15 protein-coding genes are annotated in these 16,837 nt (G+C 72.5%); 4 read left to right on the top strand and 11 right to left on the bottom strand.

The genetic code is table 11. The features are described 5' to 3' along the window. Positions 1–8 precede the first annotated feature (8 nt). Positions 9–1,460: a glycine hydroxymethyltransferase gene (locus QJ852_12780; GenBank protein WGX99293.1), complete on the bottom strand. Its 1,452-nt coding sequence runs from the start codon at positions 1,458–1,460 to the stop codon at positions 9–11. Positions 1,461–1,846: 386 nt separating this feature from the next. On the opposite strand from QJ852_12780, the gene QJ852_12775 reads away from it, so the two are divergent. The 3 genes from QJ852_12775 to QJ852_12765 all read left to right on the top strand — a co-directional run bounded on the left by QJ852_12775 (position 1,847) and on the right by QJ852_12765 (position 5,303). After that, positions 1,847–3,568 (top strand): nitrite/sulfite reductase, encoded by a 1,722-nt coding sequence (locus QJ852_12775; protein WGX99292.1) that lies wholly within the window; start codon positions 1,847–1,849, stop codon positions 3,566–3,568. A gap of 198 nt (positions 3,569–3,766) precedes the next feature. After that, a complete protein-coding gene (locus tag QJ852_12770) occupies positions 3,767–4,513 on the top strand; it encodes a phosphoadenylyl-sulfate reductase (protein ID WGX99291.1) in 747 nt (248 codons plus the stop codon). 46 nt (positions 4,514–4,559) lie between these two features. Continuing rightward, positions 4,560–5,303 carry a sirohydrochlorin chelatase gene (locus QJ852_12765; GenBank protein WGX99290.1) on the top strand — a complete coding sequence of 248 codons (744 nt, stop codon included), beginning with the start codon at positions 4,560–4,562 and terminating at the stop codon, positions 5,301–5,303. A gap of 69 nt (positions 5,304–5,372) precedes the next feature. Here the strand turns inward: QJ852_12765 and QJ852_12760 are convergent, their stop codons facing one another. From QJ852_12760 to QJ852_12745, 4 genes are read right to left on the bottom strand one after another with little or no spacing between them, the layout of a single operon-like run. Beyond that, positions 5,373–5,789: a DUF3037 domain-containing protein gene (locus QJ852_12760; GenBank protein WGX99289.1), complete on the bottom strand. Its 417-nt coding sequence runs from the start codon at positions 5,787–5,789 to the stop codon at positions 5,373–5,375. Then, positions 5,786–6,568: a hypothetical protein gene (locus QJ852_12755; protein WGX99288.1), complete on the bottom strand. Its 783-nt coding sequence runs from the start codon at positions 6,566–6,568 to the stop codon at positions 5,786–5,788. The genes QJ852_12760 and QJ852_12755 overlap by 4 nt, the downstream gene beginning before the upstream one ends. 24 nt (positions 6,569–6,592) lie before the next feature. Then, positions 6,593–7,450, bottom strand: coding sequence for a polyphosphate kinase 2 family protein (locus QJ852_12750; GenBank protein ID WGX99287.1), 858 nt, complete (start codon positions 7,448–7,450; stop codon positions 6,593–6,595). Beyond that, positions 7,447–8,706 (bottom strand): helix-turn-helix domain-containing protein, encoded by a 1,260-nt coding sequence (locus QJ852_12745; protein WGX99286.1) that lies wholly within the window; start codon positions 8,704–8,706, stop codon positions 7,447–7,449. The genes QJ852_12750 and QJ852_12745 overlap by 4 nt, the downstream gene beginning before the upstream one ends. A 130-nt stretch (positions 8,707–8,836) precedes the next feature. On the opposite strand from QJ852_12745, the gene QJ852_12740 reads away from it, so the two are divergent. Next, positions 8,837–10,141, top strand: a complete 1,305-nt coding sequence (locus QJ852_12740) for an FAD-dependent oxidoreductase (GenBank protein WGX99285.1) — start codon at positions 8,837–8,839, stop codon at positions 10,139–10,141. 27 nt (positions 10,142–10,168) lie between these two features. On the opposite strand, the gene QJ852_12735 is transcribed toward QJ852_12740, so the two are convergent. The 6 genes from QJ852_12735 to QJ852_12710 form a co-directional block, all read right to left on the bottom strand. Further along, positions 10,169–11,440: a pyridoxal-phosphate dependent enzyme gene (locus QJ852_12735; GenBank protein WGX99284.1), complete on the bottom strand. Its 1,272-nt coding sequence runs from the start codon at positions 11,438–11,440 to the stop codon at positions 10,169–10,171. A gap of 84 nt (positions 11,441–11,524) precedes the next feature. Continuing rightward, on the bottom strand, positions 11,525–12,286 hold the full coding sequence (locus tag QJ852_12730; GenBank protein WGX99283.1) for a dipeptide/oligopeptide/nickel ABC transporter ATP-binding protein: 762 nt from the start codon (positions 12,284–12,286) through the stop codon (positions 11,525–11,527). Then, on the bottom strand, positions 12,283–13,251 hold the full coding sequence (locus tag QJ852_12725; protein WGX99282.1) for an ABC transporter ATP-binding protein: 969 nt from the start codon (positions 13,249–13,251) through the stop codon (positions 12,283–12,285). Before QJ852_12725 ends, QJ852_12730 begins: the two co-directional genes overlap by 4 nt. Next, positions 13,251–14,153 (bottom strand): ABC transporter permease, encoded by a 903-nt coding sequence (locus tag QJ852_12720; protein WGX99281.1) that lies wholly within the window; start codon positions 14,151–14,153, stop codon positions 13,251–13,253. The genes QJ852_12725 and QJ852_12720 overlap by 1 nt, the downstream gene beginning before the upstream one ends. After that, entirely contained in the window at positions 14,150–15,142 is a 993-nt protein-coding gene (locus QJ852_12715) for an ABC transporter permease (protein WGX99280.1), read from the bottom strand. Before QJ852_12715 ends, QJ852_12720 begins: the two co-directional genes overlap by 4 nt. Then, on the bottom strand, positions 15,139–16,725 hold the full coding sequence (locus QJ852_12710) for an ABC transporter substrate-binding protein (GenBank protein WGX99279.1): 1,587 nt from the start codon (positions 16,723–16,725) through the stop codon (positions 15,139–15,141). Before QJ852_12710 ends, QJ852_12715 begins: the two co-directional genes overlap by 4 nt. Positions 16,726–16,837 lie beyond the last annotated feature (112 nt).

The following is a 16,837-nucleotide window of genomic DNA, read 5'->3' as shown; positions in this document are numbered from 1 at the left end:
AGGCGGACTCAGGAGAGGTCGAGACCGGGGTACAGCGGGTGCTTGTCGAGCAGCTCGGCCGACGCCGCGCGGACCCGGTCGGCCACGCCGTCGGCCAGCACGTAGGCGGCCTTCGACGGCGCACCGGCGGACGTCGTACCGGGGCGGGTGTTCTGGAGCACCTCGACGATGAGCTCGGCGACCACGTCGAACTCGGCCGCGCCGAAGCCGCGGCTCGTGAGCGCCGGCGTGCCGACCCGGATGCCGGAGGTGTACCAGGCACCGTTGGGGTCCGCGGGGACCGAGTTGCGGTTGGTCACGACACCGGCGTCGAGCAGCGCGGTCTCGGCCTGGCGGCCGGTGAGGCCGAAGGAGCTGACGTCGAGCAGCACGATGTGGTTGTCGGTGCCGTCGGTGACCAGCCGGGTGCCGCGCTTCATCAGGCCGTCGGCCAGGGCGTGGGCGTTGTCGGCGATGGCCTGGGCGTAGGTGCGGAACTGCGGGGTCCGGGCCTCGGCGAAGGCGACGGCCTTGGCGGCCATCACGTGCGGCAGCGGACCGCCGAGCACCATCGGGCAGCCGCGGTCGACGCTGGGCGCGTACTCCTCGGTGGCCAGGATGAAGCCGCCGCGCGGCCCGCGCAGCGACTTGTGAGAGGTGCTGGTGACGACGTGGGCGTGCGGGATCGGGTCCTCGTCGCCGGTGAACACCTTGCCGGCGACCAGCCCGGCGAAGTGGGCCATGTCGACCATGAGGGTGGCGCCGACCTCGTCGGCGATCTCGCGCATCTTGGCGAAGTTCACCCGGCGCGGGTACGCCGAGTAGCCGGCGACCAGGATGAGCGGCTTGAACTCCTTGGCCTTGGCCCGCAGCGCGTCGTAGTCGAGCAGCCCGGTCTCCGGGTCGGTGCCGTACTGCTGCTGGTGGAACATCTTGCCGCTGATGTTGGGGCGGAAGCCGTGGGTGAGATGACCACCGGCGTCGAGGCTCATGCCGAGCAGCCGCTGGTTGCCGAACTCGTGGCGCAGCCGCTCCCAGTCGCCCTCGGAGAGGTCGTTCATGTTCTTCACGCCGGCGTTCTGGAGCCACGGGCCCTCGACGCGGTGGGCGAGGATCGCCCAGTACGCCGTCAGGTTGGCGTCGATGCCGGAGTGCGGCTGGACATAGGCGTACTCGGCGCCGAACAGCTCGCGGGCGTGCTCGGCGGCGAGCGCCTCGACGGTGTCGACGTTCTGGCAGCCGGCGTAGAAGCGGTGACCGACCGTGCCCTCGGCGTACTTGTCGCTGAACCAGGTGCCCATCGTGAGCAGGACGGCGGGCGAGGCGTAGTTCTCGCTGGCGATGAGTTTGAGCGACGCCCGCTGGTCAGCGAGCTCCTGGCGGGTCGCGGCCGCGACCCGCGGCTCGACCGAGGCGATGACCTCGAGGGCCTGGTGGTAGGCGCTGCTGACGAGTTCGCCGTTGAAGGAGAGGTCGCTCATGGCGCACAGCGTAGTGCCGCACGCGCGGCCCGCTCCGGCGGGCGGTGCCGGGCGGGGTATGCCGAAGCTACTCGCGGGTTGGCAGGCCCCGCCTGGTGTGACCTGCATCGCAGCCCCCGCCTGAACCCACCTGGCCAGAGCCAGCGTGGTCCATATTCCGAGAATGGCATCCACATACTGAGATTCGGATTTGTGGAACAGGCGTCCGAGGGATGAGACTCGTTGACATGGTCACTGCTGCCACTCATGCGCACCTCGTGGTTCGACGCCACGTGGACTTCGGGCGCACGCGCAGCATGATGTGTTGGCCCCGCTGACGTCGCCGCCGCATCCACCCGAGCCGCGCGCCTGCCCGGCGCGCCATCAGCGAAGGACCTCCTCTCCGCATGCCTGACCTGCGCTTCCAGTCCCAGCCGCCGCGCCACACCGAGGTGCCCCGTCCCCGACGGGCCGAGGGCCAGTGGTCCTTCGGTTACAGCGAGCCGCTGAACAAGAACGAGCAGTCCAAGAAGGACGACGACCCGCTCAACGTCGAGAACCGGATCCGGTTCATCTACTCCAAGCGCGGCTTCGACTCCATCGACCCCGCGGACCTGCGCGGCCGCTTCCGCTGGATGGGCCTCTACACCCAGCGCAAGCCCGGCATCGACGGCGGCAAGACCGGGTCGATGGAGGAGGAGGAGCTGGACGACCGCTACTTCATGATGCGGGTCCGCTCCGACGGCAAGCTGCTCGGTGCCGACGCGCTGCGCACGCTCGGCGGCATCTCGACGGACTTCGCCCGGGGCACCGCCGACATCACCGACCGGCAGAACATCCAGTACCACTGGATCGACATCGTCGACGTCCCCGAGATCTGGGAGCGCCTGGCCGCGGTCGGCCTCGACACGCTCGAGGCGTGCGGCGACTGCCCGCGCGGCTTCCTCGGCTCCCCGGTCGCCGGCGTCGCCAAGGACGAGATCCTCGACGGCACGCCCGCGCTCGAGGAGATCCGCCGGCGCTACATCGGCAACCCCGACTACTCGAACCTGCCCCGCAAGTTCAAGACCTCGCTGTCGGGGCACCCGAGCCTGGACGCCGCGCCCGAGATCAACGACGTGTCGTTCGTCGGCGTGATCCACCCCGAGTACGGCCCGGGCTTCGACCTCTGGGTCGGCGGTGGCCTGTCGACCAACCCGATGCTCGCCACCCGCCTCGGCGTGTGGATCCCGGTCGACGAGGTCCCCGACGCCTGGGAGGGCGTGGTCTCGATCTTCCGCGACTACGGCTACCGGCGGCTGCGCTCGCGCGCCCGCCTGAAGTTCCTGGTCGCCGACTGGGGCGCCGACAAGTTCCGCGAGGTCCTCGAGAACGAGTACCTCGGGCGGAAGCTGGTCCGCACCGAGTCACCCGCCTACGCCACGCACAACGGCGACCACATCGGGATCCACGAGCAGAAGGACGGCAACTTCTACATCGGCATCACGCCGACCGTCGGCAGGATCAACGGCGCCGCGCTCACCGCGCTGGGCGACATCGTCGAGAAGTACGGCGTCGCCGGGGCCCGCCTCACGGCGTACCAGAAGGTCGTCGTGCTGGGTGTCGCCCCCGAGCAGGTCGACGACATCGTCGCCGACCTCGACGCGATCGGCTTCTCCGCGAAGCCCTCGCACTGGCGCCGCTCGACGATGGCCTGCACCGGCATCGAGTTCTGCAAGCTGGCGATCGTCGACACCAAGCAGCGCGCGATCGATCTGGTGGGCGAGCTGGAGAAGCGGTTCCCGGACCTCGACACGCCGATCAGCATCAACGTGAACGGCTGCCCGAACGCCTGTGCCCGGACCCAGATCGCCGACATCGGCCTCAAGGGCCAGCTGGTCCTCGACGACGACGGCAACCAGGTCGAGGGCTTCCAGGTCCACCTCGGCGGCGGCATCGGCCTGCACACGACGATCGGCAAGAAGCTGCGCGCCCACAAGGTGACCAGCAAGGGGCTCGACGACTACGTCACGACCGTGGTCTCCAACTACCTCGTCGACCGCGAAGGCCCGCAGGAGAGCTTCGCCCAGTGGGTGGCGCGCACCGACGAGGACCTGCTGCGCGGCGACAAGTCGCTGGCGACGGTCTGAGATCCCGCACGCCATGTCCGAGCGAGCACAGCCCTTCCACTGCCCCTACTGCGGCGGTGAGGACCTGTGGCCCCACGAGGCGGGTCACGGGGCCTGGGAATGCCGTTCGTGCCTGCGTGCCTTCCAGCTGAAGATGCTGGGCATGGTCCGACCGACCCGGCCCGGCACGACGGACGACGGCAGAGAGGGAGGTGCGTCATGACGACCGCCACCACCCGCGCGGCCCGCGAGTTCCGCGGGTCGCACACCGAGGGCCGCTCCCCCGAGGAGCTGCGCGAGCTGGTGTCCCACTGGGGCGCCGAGCTGGAGCTGGCCCCGGCCGAGGTCATCATCGAGTGGGCGGCCGCCACCTTCGGCGAGCGCTTCTGCATCACCTCCTCGATGGGGGACGCCGTCCTGGCGCACCTCGCCGCGAAGGTCGTGCCGGGGGTCGACGTCGTCTTCCTCGACACCGGCTACCACTTCGTCGAGACCATCGGCACGCGCGACGCGGTCGCGGCCACCATGAACGTCAACCTCATCTCGATCACCCCGGTCCAGTCCGTGGCGGAGCAGGACGCCGAGTACGGCCCCGAGCTCTACCGGCGCGACCCGGACCTGTGCTGCGCGCTGCGCAAGGTCAAGCCGCTGGCCGAGTCGCTGGCGCGGTACGACGCCTGGGCGACCGGCCTGCGCCGCGCCGAGACGCACAACCGGGTGATCGCGCCGGTCATCGGCTGGGACGCCAAGAAGCAGAAGGTCAAGGTGTCCCCCATCGCCCGGTGGAGCGACGAGCAGGTCGAGCGCTATATCGCCGAGAACGGCGTGCTCGTCAACCCGCTCGTCTACGACGGCTACCCGTCCATCGGCTGCGCGCCGTGCACCCGCCGGGTGGCCCCCGGTGAGGACCCGCGCAGCGGTCGCTGGGCCGGGACCAACAAGACCGAATGCGGGATCCACTCATGAGGTGGCCCAGTAGCGCCCGCATCCCGGAGGAGAGGGGGAACCGACGATGACCGCCCCGGCACTCATCGCCCTGGCCCACGGCAGCCGCGACCCGCGCTCGGCTGCCACCGTTTCCGCGCTCGTCGACGCGACGAAGGCGTTGCGTCCCGACCTGCGCATCGAGAAGGCGTTCCTCGACCTCGCCAAGCCGAGCTTCCACACGGTGGTCGACCGGCTGGTCAAGGCCGGGTACGACGAGATCGTCGTCGTGCCCCTGCTGCTGGTCGAGGCCTTCCACGCCCGGGTCGACGTGCCCGAGGTCATCGCCGAGGCCACGACCCGGCACCCCGGCCTGCAGATCCGCGCCACCGGCGTCCTCGGCCTCGAGGCCCGCTTCCTCGAGGTGCTCGACGAGCGGCTGCGCGAGGCGCTGCGGTCGGCCCGGGTCCGCGAGCTCGACGCGCTCGTGCTCGCCGCCGCCGGCACGTCGGACCCGCTGGCCAACCAGGCCGTCGCCCGGCTCGCCCGGCTGTGGGGCGCGCACCACAAGCTCCCGGTCACCGCGGCGTACGCCACCAGCGCTCCCCCGGCCACCGGCGAGGCCGTGCGCGCCTTCCGTGCCGAGGGCCGTCGCCACATCGCGGTCGCCTCGCTCTTCCTCGCCCCCGGCAACCTGGTCGACCGGGCCACCGAGCTCGCCCTGGAGGCCGGCGCCGTCGCCGTCTCCGAGCCGCTCGGCGCCCACCCCGAGATCGCCCGCACGATCCTCGCCCGGTACGCCGTCGGCGCGGTCGAGCTGGTCCCGGTCTGATCGACCCGTCGCATCTGAACGCCTGAGAGGTGCCGACCCGTCGCGTTTGAACGCGCCGGGTCGGCGAGGTCAGAGGACCAGCCGCTCCAGGAGGTGCTCGAGGGTCCGGTCCGGGTCGGCAGTGACCCCGCCGTGCACCGGACCGGGCTGCAGCACGGTGCTCCTCGGCGCCTTGAGGAAGCCGAACCGGCTGCTGGCGTCGTCCTTCTGGGCGCGGGAGCCGTAGGCCGTCGCGCGCACGCCCACCCCGAACCCGGCGTGGGCGTCGCCGCGACAGACCCGCTCGACCGCGTCGAGCGCCGCCCGGACCGCGGTCACGTCGATCTCCGCGTCGAGGGCCCGGATCCGCGCCGGGTCGACCGCCGAGCGGGCCCCGAGGAAGTCCTCGGCCGGGCAGTAGAGCACCACACCGACGTTGACGAACTCCTCGCGCTCGACGCGGGGGACGCAGCGCAGGGTGACGTACTGGTACGGGTGGTAGCTCACGCGTCGGCCTCCACCGCGGGCGCACCCGCGGGCAACCAGGCGCGGCCGCCGTCGCGGCGCGCGGCGAGGAAGGCGACGTACCGCTCGCGCAGGGCATCGGGCGTCTCGGCGCCGGGCACCGGCTCCAGCCAGTCGTCGCACACGTCGGCGAGCACACCGGTCAGGGCCGCGTCGGTCAGCCGCGCGGCCAGGGCGGCGTCCTGGGCCACCGCCTGCGCGGCGAACCCACGCAGGACGTGCTCGGACGCGTCGTACGGCTGGGCGGCGAAGCGCGCCGGGTCGCCCGGCCCCCCGGGCCACGAGTGGTGGAAGTACAAGGACGCACCGTGGTCGATCGCATGCAGGGTGCCCCGCCAGACCAGCAGGTTGGGGTTGCGCCAGCTGCGGTCGACATTGGCGGTGAAGGCGTCCAACCACAGCACGCGACCGGCCAGGTCGGCGTCCGGGGCGCCGGTCGGGTCATACCCGAAGGAGCCCGGCAGGAAGTCGATGCCGAGGTTGAGCCCGGTGCTGGCGTTGATCAGGTCCTGCACCTCCTCGTCGGCCTCGTAGCGCGCGATCTCCGGGTCGAGGTCGAGCACCACCTGGTCCGGGGTGGGTACGTCGAGAAGGCGGGCGAGCCCGGCGACGACGACCTCGGCGACCAGCACCCTGGTGCCCTGCCCGGCGCCGCGGAACTTGCAGACGTAGGTGCCCAGGTCCTCGGCCTCGACGATGCCGGGCAGGCTCCCGCCCTCGCGCAGGGGCGTGACGTAGCGGGTGACCCGAACCTGTTCCATGCTCACTCCGCGCTCACTCGGCGCTCACAGCGGCGACTCGTCGAGCAGCCGCCGCCGCTCGTGCTCGACGTCGAAGTCCGCCTTCGGCCAGCCGAGGTCGTAGGACCGCAGCGCGTCGTGGAGCAGGGTGCCGATCGCGAGGTTGCGGTACCACTTCTTGTCGGCGGGGACGACGTGCCACGGCGCCACCTCGGTGTTGGTGCGCTCGATCGCGATCGCGTAGGCCTCCTGATAGGCGGGCCACAGCTCCCGCTCGTCGACGTCGCCCGGGTTGTACTTCCAGTGCTTCGTCTCGTCGTCCAGCCGCGCGAGCAGGCGCTCCTTCTGCTCGGCCGCCGAGATGTGCAGCATGCACTTGATGACCGTGGTGCCCTCGGCGGCCAGCTCGGCCTCCCAGGCGTTGATGGCGTCGTAGCGCCGCTCGATCTCCTCGGGCGGTGCGAGCGAGCGGACCCGGGCGATGAGCACGTCCTCGTAGTGGGACCGGTCGAAGACCCCGATCAGCCCGACCGGCGGCAGCGCTTTGGTGATCCGCCACAGGAAGTCGTGGGAGCGCTCCTCGGGGGTGGGCGCCTTGAACGACGTGATCCGGACTCCCTGCGGGTCGACCAGGCCGACCGTGGAGCGCAGGGTGCCTCCCTTGCCCGAGGTGTCCATGCCCTGCAGGACGAGCAGGATGCTCCGCCGTCCGCCGGACTTGCCGTCGGCGAAGAGGCGCTCCTGCAGGTCGGCGAGTTCCGGACCGAGCCCCAGCAGCGCCTGCTCGCCGTCCTTCTTGTCCCCGTCGAAGCCGGGCGCGACGTCGGTCTCGAGAGCAGCCAGGTCGATGGGGCCGGGCGCGATGCGCAGCGACGCCGTGAGATCCGAGAGTGGAAAGCTCATGGCTGGACCCTAGCCGCCGGACGCGGCACGCTGCCCCGCGGCAGCGGCGCCTGGTAGCTGCCCTCCAGCCGCGCGAGCTTGAGGCCGAGGTGCACCGCGAGCCGCTCGCCGCCGTTCTGGAGATCGAGCCCGGTCAGCTCAGTGAACCGGTTGAGGCGGTAGTAGACGCTCGTCCGGTGGACGTGCAGCAGCTCCACCGTCCGGCGTACGTCGGTGGCTTGGTCCAGCCAGATCTCGACGGTGCGCAGCAGCTCGATGCCCGCCTCGGTCTGCATCAGCTCGTGGATGCCCTCCGGGACGACCCCGCTGGCCAGGCCGGCGCTGGCCAGCTCGGCCAGGGCGCGGTATACTCCGATGCCGCTCCACTCGACGTACGGGCCGAAGCCGGGGACCGCCACGGCGACGTACAGCGCCCGCCGGGACTGGAGATAGCTGTGCCGGACCCGCTGCAGGGTCGAGACCCGGTCACCGACACCGGTGTGGAGATCGCCGTCGACGCCGAGCCCGCGGATCACCTCGGTCCGGATCTGGCTGAGCGTCTGCAGCGTGAGGTCGTACTGGTCCGACGCCTTCGGGTGCAGGATCAGCACGTGGTCGGACCGGGTGAGGTGCACCGTGCCGGGCGCGTGCCGGGTCGCGCGGCGCACCAGGTGGTCGACCACCGCGGTCTGCTCCTCCACCGAGTCGGGGTCCAGCTCGTCGCGGCGCAGCTCCAGCACCGAGACCCGGAAGGGCGGGCGGATGTCGTCGTTCATCGCCGCCAGTGCCCGCCCGGCGACGTCGCGGACCCGGTCGTCCTCCTCGATCAGGTCCCGCAGCAGTGCCCGCACCCGCTCGGCGGCGATGTCGTTGAGCAGCTTCTCCCGGTGCATCACGAGGGCGGCCGAGCGCGCGGTGTCGGCGATCATCTGCCGCTCGGCATCCGAGAGGTTGTCCTCGGCGTCGATCACGATCAGCTGGCCGAGGTGCTCGCCGCCGGCGCGCAGCGGCGCGCAGGCCCGGGCCAGCATCTCCATCTCCGGCACCGCGGGCAGCCGGATGACGTCCTCCCGCTCGCCGCCCAGCCGCAGCGACCGGATGTGCCGGACCACCTCCTCGGCGGGCTGCAGATGGAGGATCGAGTCGAGCCGCACCTTGTCCACGATGCCACGGTGCGAGGTGTAGACGATCAGCCGCAGCTCGGGATCGTCGATGGTCACGCTCCGGCCGAGGCGCTCGGCCAGCGAGTCGATGAGGGCCTGCAGCTCGTCACGCACGGGAGGCAGCCTGCCCTATCTCCGACACCTGTTGGAGGGAGCGCCGCCGATGCTCGACACAGGACGGTGCTGGAGCCGGCGCGAACTGCCTAGATTCGACGCCACCCCGCCCCCTCGAGAAGGACCCGCGATGGACCGTCTGACCTGTGATGCCGTCGTCGTCGGCGCGGGGGTGATCGGCTGCAGCATCGCCTACGAACTCGGCCGTCGTGGCCGCGACGTCGTCGTGGTCGACCGGAGCCGGGGAGCCGGCTCCGGCTCGACCAGCGCCTCCTCCGCCTCGATCCGGTTCAACTACTCCAGCCTGACCGCCGTCGTCACCGCATGGGAGTCCCTGCAGCGCTGGCGCTCCTGGTCGCACCACCTCGGCGCGGCCCCCGGCGAGGATCTCGCCCGCTACCTGCAGACCGGAGGGCTGGTCCTGATGGCACCCGTGCAGGACTGGACGACGGTGCTCGGGCACTTCGACCAGGTCGGCATCCCCTACGAGCAGTGGGGTGCGGCGGAGATCCGCCGGGCGTGTCCGTGGCTGGACACCACCCGGCACTGGCCGCCGAAGCCGGTCGACGCACCGGAGTTCTGGGAGGACCCCCGGCCCGATGCGGCCGAGCTGTCGGGCATCTGGGTACCCGACGCCGGCTTCGTGGACGACCCGCGGCTGGCCGCACAGAACCTGATGCAGGCCGCGCGCCGCCACGGAGTCCGGTTCCGCTTCCGCGCTGAGGTGGTCGAGGTCCCGGCCACCTCGGGACGGGTCCAGGGGGTCAGCCTCGCCGACGGCACCGCGCTCGCCGCGCCCGTCGTCGTGAACGCCTCCGGACCGCACTCCGCGGCCGTCAACGCGCTCGCCGGCGTGCTCGACGACTTCAGCATCCGTACCCGCCCGCTGCGTCAGGAGGTGCACGAGGTGGCGGCCCCGCCGGGGTACGGCGTACCGGGTCCACTCGTCGCCGACCCCGACCTGGGCATCTACTTCCGCGGCACCCCCAGCGGCCGGCTGATCGTCGGCAGCACCGAGCCCGAGTGCGATCCCCTCGACTGGCTCGACGACGCCGACCAGGCCGACCCGCGGGTGAGCACCCGGACCTACGAGGCGCAGGTCTACCGCGCCGCGCGCCGGCTGCCGGAGCTGACCGTGCCCGGCACCCCCAGCGGCATCGCCGGCGTGTACGACGTCACCGACGACTGGGCACCGATCTACGACCGGACCCGGCTGGACGGCTACTACGTCGCGGTCGGCACCAGCGGCAACCAGTTCAAGAACGCCCCGGTGGTGGGCGAGCTGCTGACCCGGCTGATCGAGGCCTGCGAGAGCGGGCACGACCACGACCGGGAGCCGCTGCACGTGGACCTCGGCCACACCGGGCTTCCGGTCGACCTGGGCCGCTACGCGCGGCACCGCCCGGTCGGCCTCGGCACCGGCGTCCTCGGTTGAGTGGAGCACGTCGCTCAGCCTCGGGGCTCAGGGCCGGCTCGGCTCCGCGACGCGCGGTACGCCGCTGCCCAGGTAGCTCTCCACGAGGCCCCAGTCGCCGGCGAACTCGGCGGGCGGCGTCGTGCTCCCCAGCGGCATCTTGATCCCGTTGGACGTCATGATGCAGACCGCGCGGCGCGGCGCCGGCTCCCCGCTGCCGACGAGTCCGCGCAGACCGGCCACGCCGGCCGCGGCGGACAGCTCCGGCCAGAGGCCGGAGTGCGCCAGTGCCCGGGCCGCCGCGGCCAGGTCGGACTCCGCGATGCGCAGCGCCGCTCCCCCGGTCGCCCGGATCGGGTGGATCGCCCGCAGGCCGGTGACCGTGCACGCTATCGACCAGGCGTCGCTGGGCGCCGGGGCGACGCGGCCCCAGTCGGCGCCCGCCTCCATCGCGGCCGCGAGCGGCGCGAGCGCGCCGGGCTCGCAGGCGTACATCCGCGGCACCGCGCACAGGCCGACGGCCGCGAGCTCCTGGAAGCCCTTCGCGACGCCGAACAGCAACTCCCCGTAGCCGGTGGGCACGAAGACGGCGTCCGGCGCCTCGCCGAGCTGCTGGAGCAGCTCGTAGGCGATCGTCTTGTAGCCCTCGGGGCCGTAGGGGTGCCCCGTCGGGACGGGCGTGGTGGAGCTGACGCTGTGGAAGCCGTAGCGTTCGACGATCTGGCGCAGCAGCGGCCAGCGGTCGTCGACGTCAGTCTGCAGCACGAGGGCCCCGTAGGCACCCATCAGCGACGCCATCCCGGCCGGGAGGTCACGGCTGGTCACCACGATGCAGGGCAGTCCGGCCCGGGCGGCGTGGGCCGCGGCGGACGCGCCGTGGTTGCCACTCGAGGCGACCACCACGCCGGGTGCGTCGACGGCGACCGCGGCACTCACCGCGACCGCGTTGAGCCGGTCCTTGTGGCTCCACGTCGGGTTGCGGCTCTCGTCCTTGACCCACACCTCGCCTGGAGAGCCGGCGAAGCGCGCCAGTGCGTCCATGCGGACCAGCGGCGTGCCGCCGACGGCGAGGTCGACGCGCGGGGAGAGCGGCGGGAGGGTGCGCTGCCACCGGTGCAGACCGGGCAGCGGCGGATGGGTCAGGTCGGCGGCGGTGATCCGCGCGACGTCGTACCCGATGTCGAGGGGGTACTGCACCTCGGCGGTGCTGTGCACCGGATCGCCGCCGAGCAGCGGCGGGGTGAGCGGGAAGGTCGTGGTCGGGTCGAGGAGCGAGCGCTGGTGGAGCGCGGCGGACTCTGGCGGAGACAGTTCGGGCATGACACCTCAATCGGCAGGATCGGGACGGTGCGGCCACCCTAGGAACGCGCGGACCCCGGGGGCCAAGGACAGTTGTCGCAGTTCTCAACGTCCCGCTTCGACACCGGTCGGGCGGACGGGATCGGTCTCGCCGACGACCCCGACCTCACCGACCACCGCACCCGCGGCCATCCGCACCGTCCGGTCGCACAGCGCACCCAGGACCCTACGGTCGTGGCTGACGATGACGACCGCGGTGCCCGATGCGGCGGTGCGCCGCAGCACGTGCAGGATGCCCGCGGCCGAGGTGACGTCCAGGCTGGCCGTCGGCTCGTCGGCGACCAGCAGCGCCGGCCGCCCGGCGAGGGCGCGCGCGATGGCCACCCGCTGACACTGGCCGCCGGACAGCTGCGAGGGCAGCGCATGGACGTCCAGGTGCCCGAGTCCGACCTCCGCCAGCAGGCCCTGCGCCAGCTCGGCGCGCTCGGCCCGGGCCAGGCGGCGCCCGACCGTCAGGGGCTCGGTGACCGAGCGCCAGATCGGCCAGCGCGCGTCGAGGCTGGACGTCGGGTCCTGGAAGACCGGCATCACGTACCCCGGGCGCAGCCGTCCGCGCGAGCGACGCGTGCCCCACACGTCCACGCCGCCGAACAGCACGCTGCCCGAGTCGGGCCGCTCGATGCCGGCGACCAGGCGCAGCGCCGTGGACTTCCCGCAGCCGGACAGCCCGGACAGCCCGACCGTCTCGCCCGGCCGGACATGGAGGTCGAGTCCGCGCACGCCACGGATCCCCTGCGCGTCCTCCTGGTAGAGCCGGGTCGCGGCCACCGTGCGGACCACGGCGTCGGTCGGGTCGGGGCGGGTCACGACGCATCCCGGTGGTGGCAGGCGACGCCGTCGACCAGCGCGGGTACGACGCTCGTGCACGCGGAGTCGAGGTGCCCGCAGCGGTCGGCGAACGCGCACCCGGAGATCATGTCCAGGGGACTCGGCGCGGTCCCGGGCAGCTCGTCGGGCAGGCGGTCGCCGCGTGGCGTCGCCGCCAGCAGCGCCACGCTGTAGGGGTGTCGGGGAGCGGTGCGCACCTGGTGCGCGGCGCCCTGCTCGACGATCCGTCCGGCGTACATCACGGCGATCCGGTCGGCGTGCTTCGCGGCCAGGTCGAGGTCGTGCGAGACGAGGAGGAGCGAACGGCTGACCCGGCGCAGCGAGTCGAGCACCTCGTCGGCGTGGTCGGCGTCGAGGGCCGAGGTCGGCTCGTCAGCGACCAGCAGCGCCGGTCCGTAGACCGAGGCGGCCACCGTGGTCGCCCGCTGGAGCATCCCGCCGGACCACTGATGGGGCCGGTCGGCGAGGAGCCGGCGCGGGTGCGGGATGCCGAGCTCGGCCAGCCGCGCCAGATGGTCGGCGGGCGGATGTCGGTCGCCGTGGCACCGCCACGCCTCGGCCACGTGGTGACCGACGGTGCGCAGCGGGTCGCAGGCGGCGAACGGGTCCTGGGCGACATAGCCCACCACCGGCCCGCGGAGCCGGCGCCAGGACCGCGCGGGCAGTCCGAGCAGCTCGTGCTCGCCGAGCCGGACCGATCCGGTCGCCCGCGCGCTCGACGGCAGCAGGCCCACGATCGAGCGCGCCAGGGTCGTCTTGCCGGATCCCGACTCCCCCACCAGCGCCACGCACTCGCCCTCGGCGATGTCCAGGTCGACGCCGCGCAGCGCGGTACCGCCGTTGCCGTAGCCGATCTCCAGGCCGCGGATCGACAGCACCGCCGCTCCGGCCGTCGGTCGTGGCCCGGCCGGCGCCGGGCTCTGCTTGCGTCTCACCACGTTCACTACTGCCTCCTGTGCCTGGTCGGGTCGGCCACGTCACGCAGTGCGTCGCTGAGCAGGAGCATCCCGGCGATGCTCAGACACAGCCCCACCCCCGGCCCCAGCACCAGCCAGGGAGCGATGGTCAGGCTGCTGCGGGTCTCCGCGAGCATCCGTCCCCACTCGGCTGTCGGTGGCTGGGCGCCCAGGCCGAGGAAGCTGAGCCCGGCCAGGGCCAGGACCACCTCGGTGAACGCCGCCGTCACCGCCACGAGCAGGACCAGGACGACATTCGGGACCACGTGCGACCAGGCGATCCGGTACGCCGGCACGCCGGCCATCCGCGCCGCCACCACATCCGGACGGTGGCGGGCCCCGAGCACCTCGTTGCGGGCCAGCCGGGCCAGGAACGCCCAGCCGATCACGGTCAGCGCCAGCACCAGGTTCACCAGTCCCGGGCCGAGGGCGCCGACCACGGCGAGCGCGACGACCAGGGTCGGCAGGCCGAGCAGCACGTCGAAGACCCGGCTCAGGACCTTGTCGACCCACCCGCCGGCGAGGCCGGCCACGAGGCCGAGTACGAGGCCGGTGAGCAGGGTCGTGAGGGAGACCAGGCCCGCGATGCCCAGCGACAGCCGGCCGCCGACCAGCGTGCGGGCCAGCATGTCCCGGCCGGCGAGGTCGGTGCCGAGCGGGTGCTCCCATGACGGCGCGGCCAGCTTGTCGCCGTAGTCGGTGGCGTTGGGGTCGCCGAGCAGCAGCGGGCCGATGCCGATCGCGACGATCACGAGGAGCAGCAGCAGGATGCCCAGTCGACCGCCGCCGTGCCGCCACAGCCGCCGCGCGATCGTGCTGCGGTCGACCCTGCCGACCGCTCCCGTCCTGCTGGCCGCGGCCGCGGGCCGGGACAGCCGTGCCGCGGTCACGACCCGGCCCCGATCAGGGCGCGCTGGGCCGCAGGCGGCCGGACCCGGCGTCGGGGCCGGCGCGCGCCGCGGCGCGGGTCGATGGCCAGGATCGCCAGGTCGACCAGCAGACTGACCACGATGTAGACGGCCACCGAGAGCAGCGTGAACGCCTGCACCACGGGGACGTCGCGGGCAAGGATCGCATCGATCGTGTAGCGGCCGACGCCCGGCCAGGTGAAGATCGCCTCGATCACCGGCGCGCCCGCGAGCAGGCTGGCGGTGCCGACACCCACCACGGTCAGGAACGTCGGCAGCGCGTTCGGCAGCACATGGAGCACGGTCCGGCGCAGCGGGCCCGAGCCGCGGGCCGTACTGACGTCGAGATAGGTCGCCGAGGCCGCCTCCAGCAGGCTGGTGCGCAGGATCCGCGACCAGTAGCCGGCCGTGCCCAGGGCGAGGGCGAGCGCCGGAAGCCCGACGGTGGCGAAGCTGCCATCGGTGACGACGCGACCGAAGCCGAGCCGGCGGACCACGATCTCGAGGAAGACCACGGCGAGCAGGAAGTTGGGCACCACGATGAACGCGGCCGCGGCCAGCCGGGCAGTGTGGTCCAGCGAGGCCCGGCGCCACACCACGGGGACCATCGCGAGCACTGTGGACAGGACCAGCGCGATCACCAGCGCGGTGGCGGCCAGCACCACGGTCGCCGGCAGCCGGTCGAGGAACTCGCCGGCCACGGGGCGGCCGGTCCGCCAGGATGTGCCCAGGTCGCCGTGCAGCACGCCCCATGTCCAGTCGAGATAGCGATGCAGCATGCCGTCGTCCATCCCGTGCTCGGCGCGGAAATCGGCGAGCATCGCCGGGGAGGGGTCGGCGACGCCGCGGGCCTTCAGGATCCGCCGGGCCGGATCGCCCTGGGCGAACAGCTGCAGCGCCCAGACCAGCCCGCTGGCGATGAGCAGCGACACGACCGCCTCGACGACCCGGACCAGGACCGCGCGGATCATGAACCCGAGGCCGCCGTCTCGGCGTCGACCCAGAGGTTGTTCATCGGCACCACGTAGTCGCGCCAGGCGGCCGAGGCGATCACGGAGCTGCGACGCTCGGCCGGGAAGACCCCGTACATCCGCTCGCCGACGCGCTGCTGGATCTCTCGCAGCAGGTCCGCCTGTGCGACGCCGTCCGTCTCGGCCAGGGCCTGGGCGATGAGCCCGTCGAGCTCGGCGTCGTCGATGTGCCCCAGGTTGAGCCGCCCGTCCGAGGCCAGGAACCGCTGGGCGTCGCCGACGTAGTCGGCACCGTAGACGTTGGACATCAAGAACACCGCGCTCCAGTCGTCACCTTCCGTCGCCTCGTAGACGTCGGCGACCTCGTTGATGTCCACCTCCACCCCGAGCTCCTTCAACTGCCCCTGGAGCGCGACGGTCATCGCCTGGAGGTCGGCGATCTGGTCGTCGACCACGAAGGAGAGCCGCAGCCGGCGGCCGTCGCGCTCCCGGACTTCGCCCGACCCCCGCGTCCAGCCCGCGGCATCCAACAGGGCCTCGGCCTCGTCGAGGTCGCTGCGCTGCACCTGCTCCGCGAACGGCAGGTGCGCCGGGTACATCCCCGTCCCGACGTCGAACACCACCGGCAGCACCTGCTCGGCCAGCTCGTCGTAGTCGACGGCCAGACTGATCGCGCGGCGCACGTCCTCCTCCCCGAGCACCGGGTCCTCCTGGTTGAGGATCATCCGGACCGACGAGTGCGGGACCTCCGAGGTGATGAAGGCCGCCTCGTCGCTGCCCTCGAGCACCTGAGCGGCCGCGGAGTCCGGGTAGAGGGCGAGATCGGCCTCACCGCTCTGCACGGCGAGCACCCGGGCCTGAGCGTCGGAGATGAACCGCACGGTGACCTCCTCCAGGCGCGGTGTGCCGCCCCAGTAGTCCGGGTTGCGCTCCATCGTCAGGTCCTCACTGGTGATGGCCGTGACCACGAACGGACCGGTCCAGTACTTCGCGGCGATCTGCGCGGCCACGTCGTCCCCGGCCTGCTCGGCCGCCTCCAGGTCGAAGACCGGCACCATCAGCTCATGCGCGAAAGCCGCCGGGACGGTGCCCGCGGGTCGCGAGGTGGTCAGCTCGACCTCGAGCTCCGACACCGGCGTCGCCTCACCGCCCGGTACGACGGCCTGCAGGTCCTCGTTGGTCGTGAGGTGGTGGTTGAGCAGCGCGCTGAGGGCGGTGGCGTCCAGCGTCCTGCCGTTCTGGAAGGTGATGCCCTCGCGCAGGGTCAGGCGCCAGGTCGTGGGAGCGACCGGCTCCAGCGACTCCAGCAGCCACGGCTCGAGGGTCCCGTCGTCGTGGGCGCGCATCAGCAGCTCGCCGTACCCGAACTCGGGCGCCCAGTAGCCGGAGGCCGCCGGGTCCAGATCGGTGATCTCGTAGGTCGTGGCGATGGTCAGCGAGGTGGTCGAGCCGCCCTGGCCGCCGCTCGCCCCGGTCTCGCACGCGGCGAGGATCAGCGCGAGCGCCAGGGTCAGGACCGCGACGGCCTGCCGGGGTCGCGGGGCCGGTCGGGAGGGAGAGCTTCCTCGGAGCTGGGCGGCCATGTGTTCCTCGATTCGAAGGAGCCTGAACGGCGGTGGCGGGCGGGGACGGCGTTCCCGAGCTGGTGCGGTCCGTGATGCACCATGATGTGATCGGCGTCACGCGTCCGCGACC

Origin of the sequence: Nocardioides sp. L-11A (assembly GCA_029961745.1) — a bacterium.
Classification (GTDB): Bacteria; Actinomycetota; Actinomycetes; order Propionibacteriales; family Nocardioidaceae; genus Nocardioides.
The sequence above is the reverse complement of the archived record's forward strand: the minus strand, read 5'-3'. Positions and strand labels throughout refer to the sequence as shown.

Excerpts from the sequence above, each read along its gene's own strand:
- QJ852_12770 (WGX99291.1), top strand. The coding sequence starts at position 3,767 with ATGACGACCGCCACCACCCGCGCGGCCCGCGAGTTCCGCGGGTCGCAC.
- QJ852_12715 (WGX99280.1), bottom strand. The coding sequence starts at position 15,142 with ATGATCCGCGCGGTCCTGGTCCGGGTCGTCGAGGCGGTCGTGTCGCTG.
- QJ852_12765 (WGX99290.1), top strand. The coding sequence starts at position 4,560 with ATGACCGCCCCGGCACTCATCGCCCTGGCCCACGGCAGCCGCGACCCG.
- QJ852_12710 (WGX99279.1), bottom strand. The coding sequence starts at position 16,725 with ATGGCCGCCCAGCTCCGAGGAAGCTCTCCCTCCCGACCGGCCCCGCGA.
- QJ852_12740 (WGX99285.1), top strand. The coding sequence starts at position 8,837 with ATGGACCGTCTGACCTGTGATGCCGTCGTCGTCGGCGCGGGGGTGATC.
- QJ852_12735 (WGX99284.1), bottom strand. The coding sequence starts at position 11,440 with ATGCCCGAACTGTCTCCGCCAGAGTCCGCCGCGCTCCACCAGCGCTCG.
- QJ852_12780 (WGX99293.1), bottom strand. The coding sequence starts at position 1,460 with ATGAGCGACCTCTCCTTCAACGGCGAACTCGTCAGCAGCGCCTACCAC.
- QJ852_12750 (WGX99287.1), bottom strand. The coding sequence starts at position 7,450 with ATGAGCTTTCCACTCTCGGATCTCACGGCGTCGCTGCGCATCGCGCCC.
- QJ852_12775 (WGX99292.1), top strand. The coding sequence starts at position 1,847 with ATGCCTGACCTGCGCTTCCAGTCCCAGCCGCCGCGCCACACCGAGGTG.
- QJ852_12755 (WGX99288.1), bottom strand. The coding sequence starts at position 6,568 with ATGGAACAGGTTCGGGTCACCCGCTACGTCACGCCCCTGCGCGAGGGC.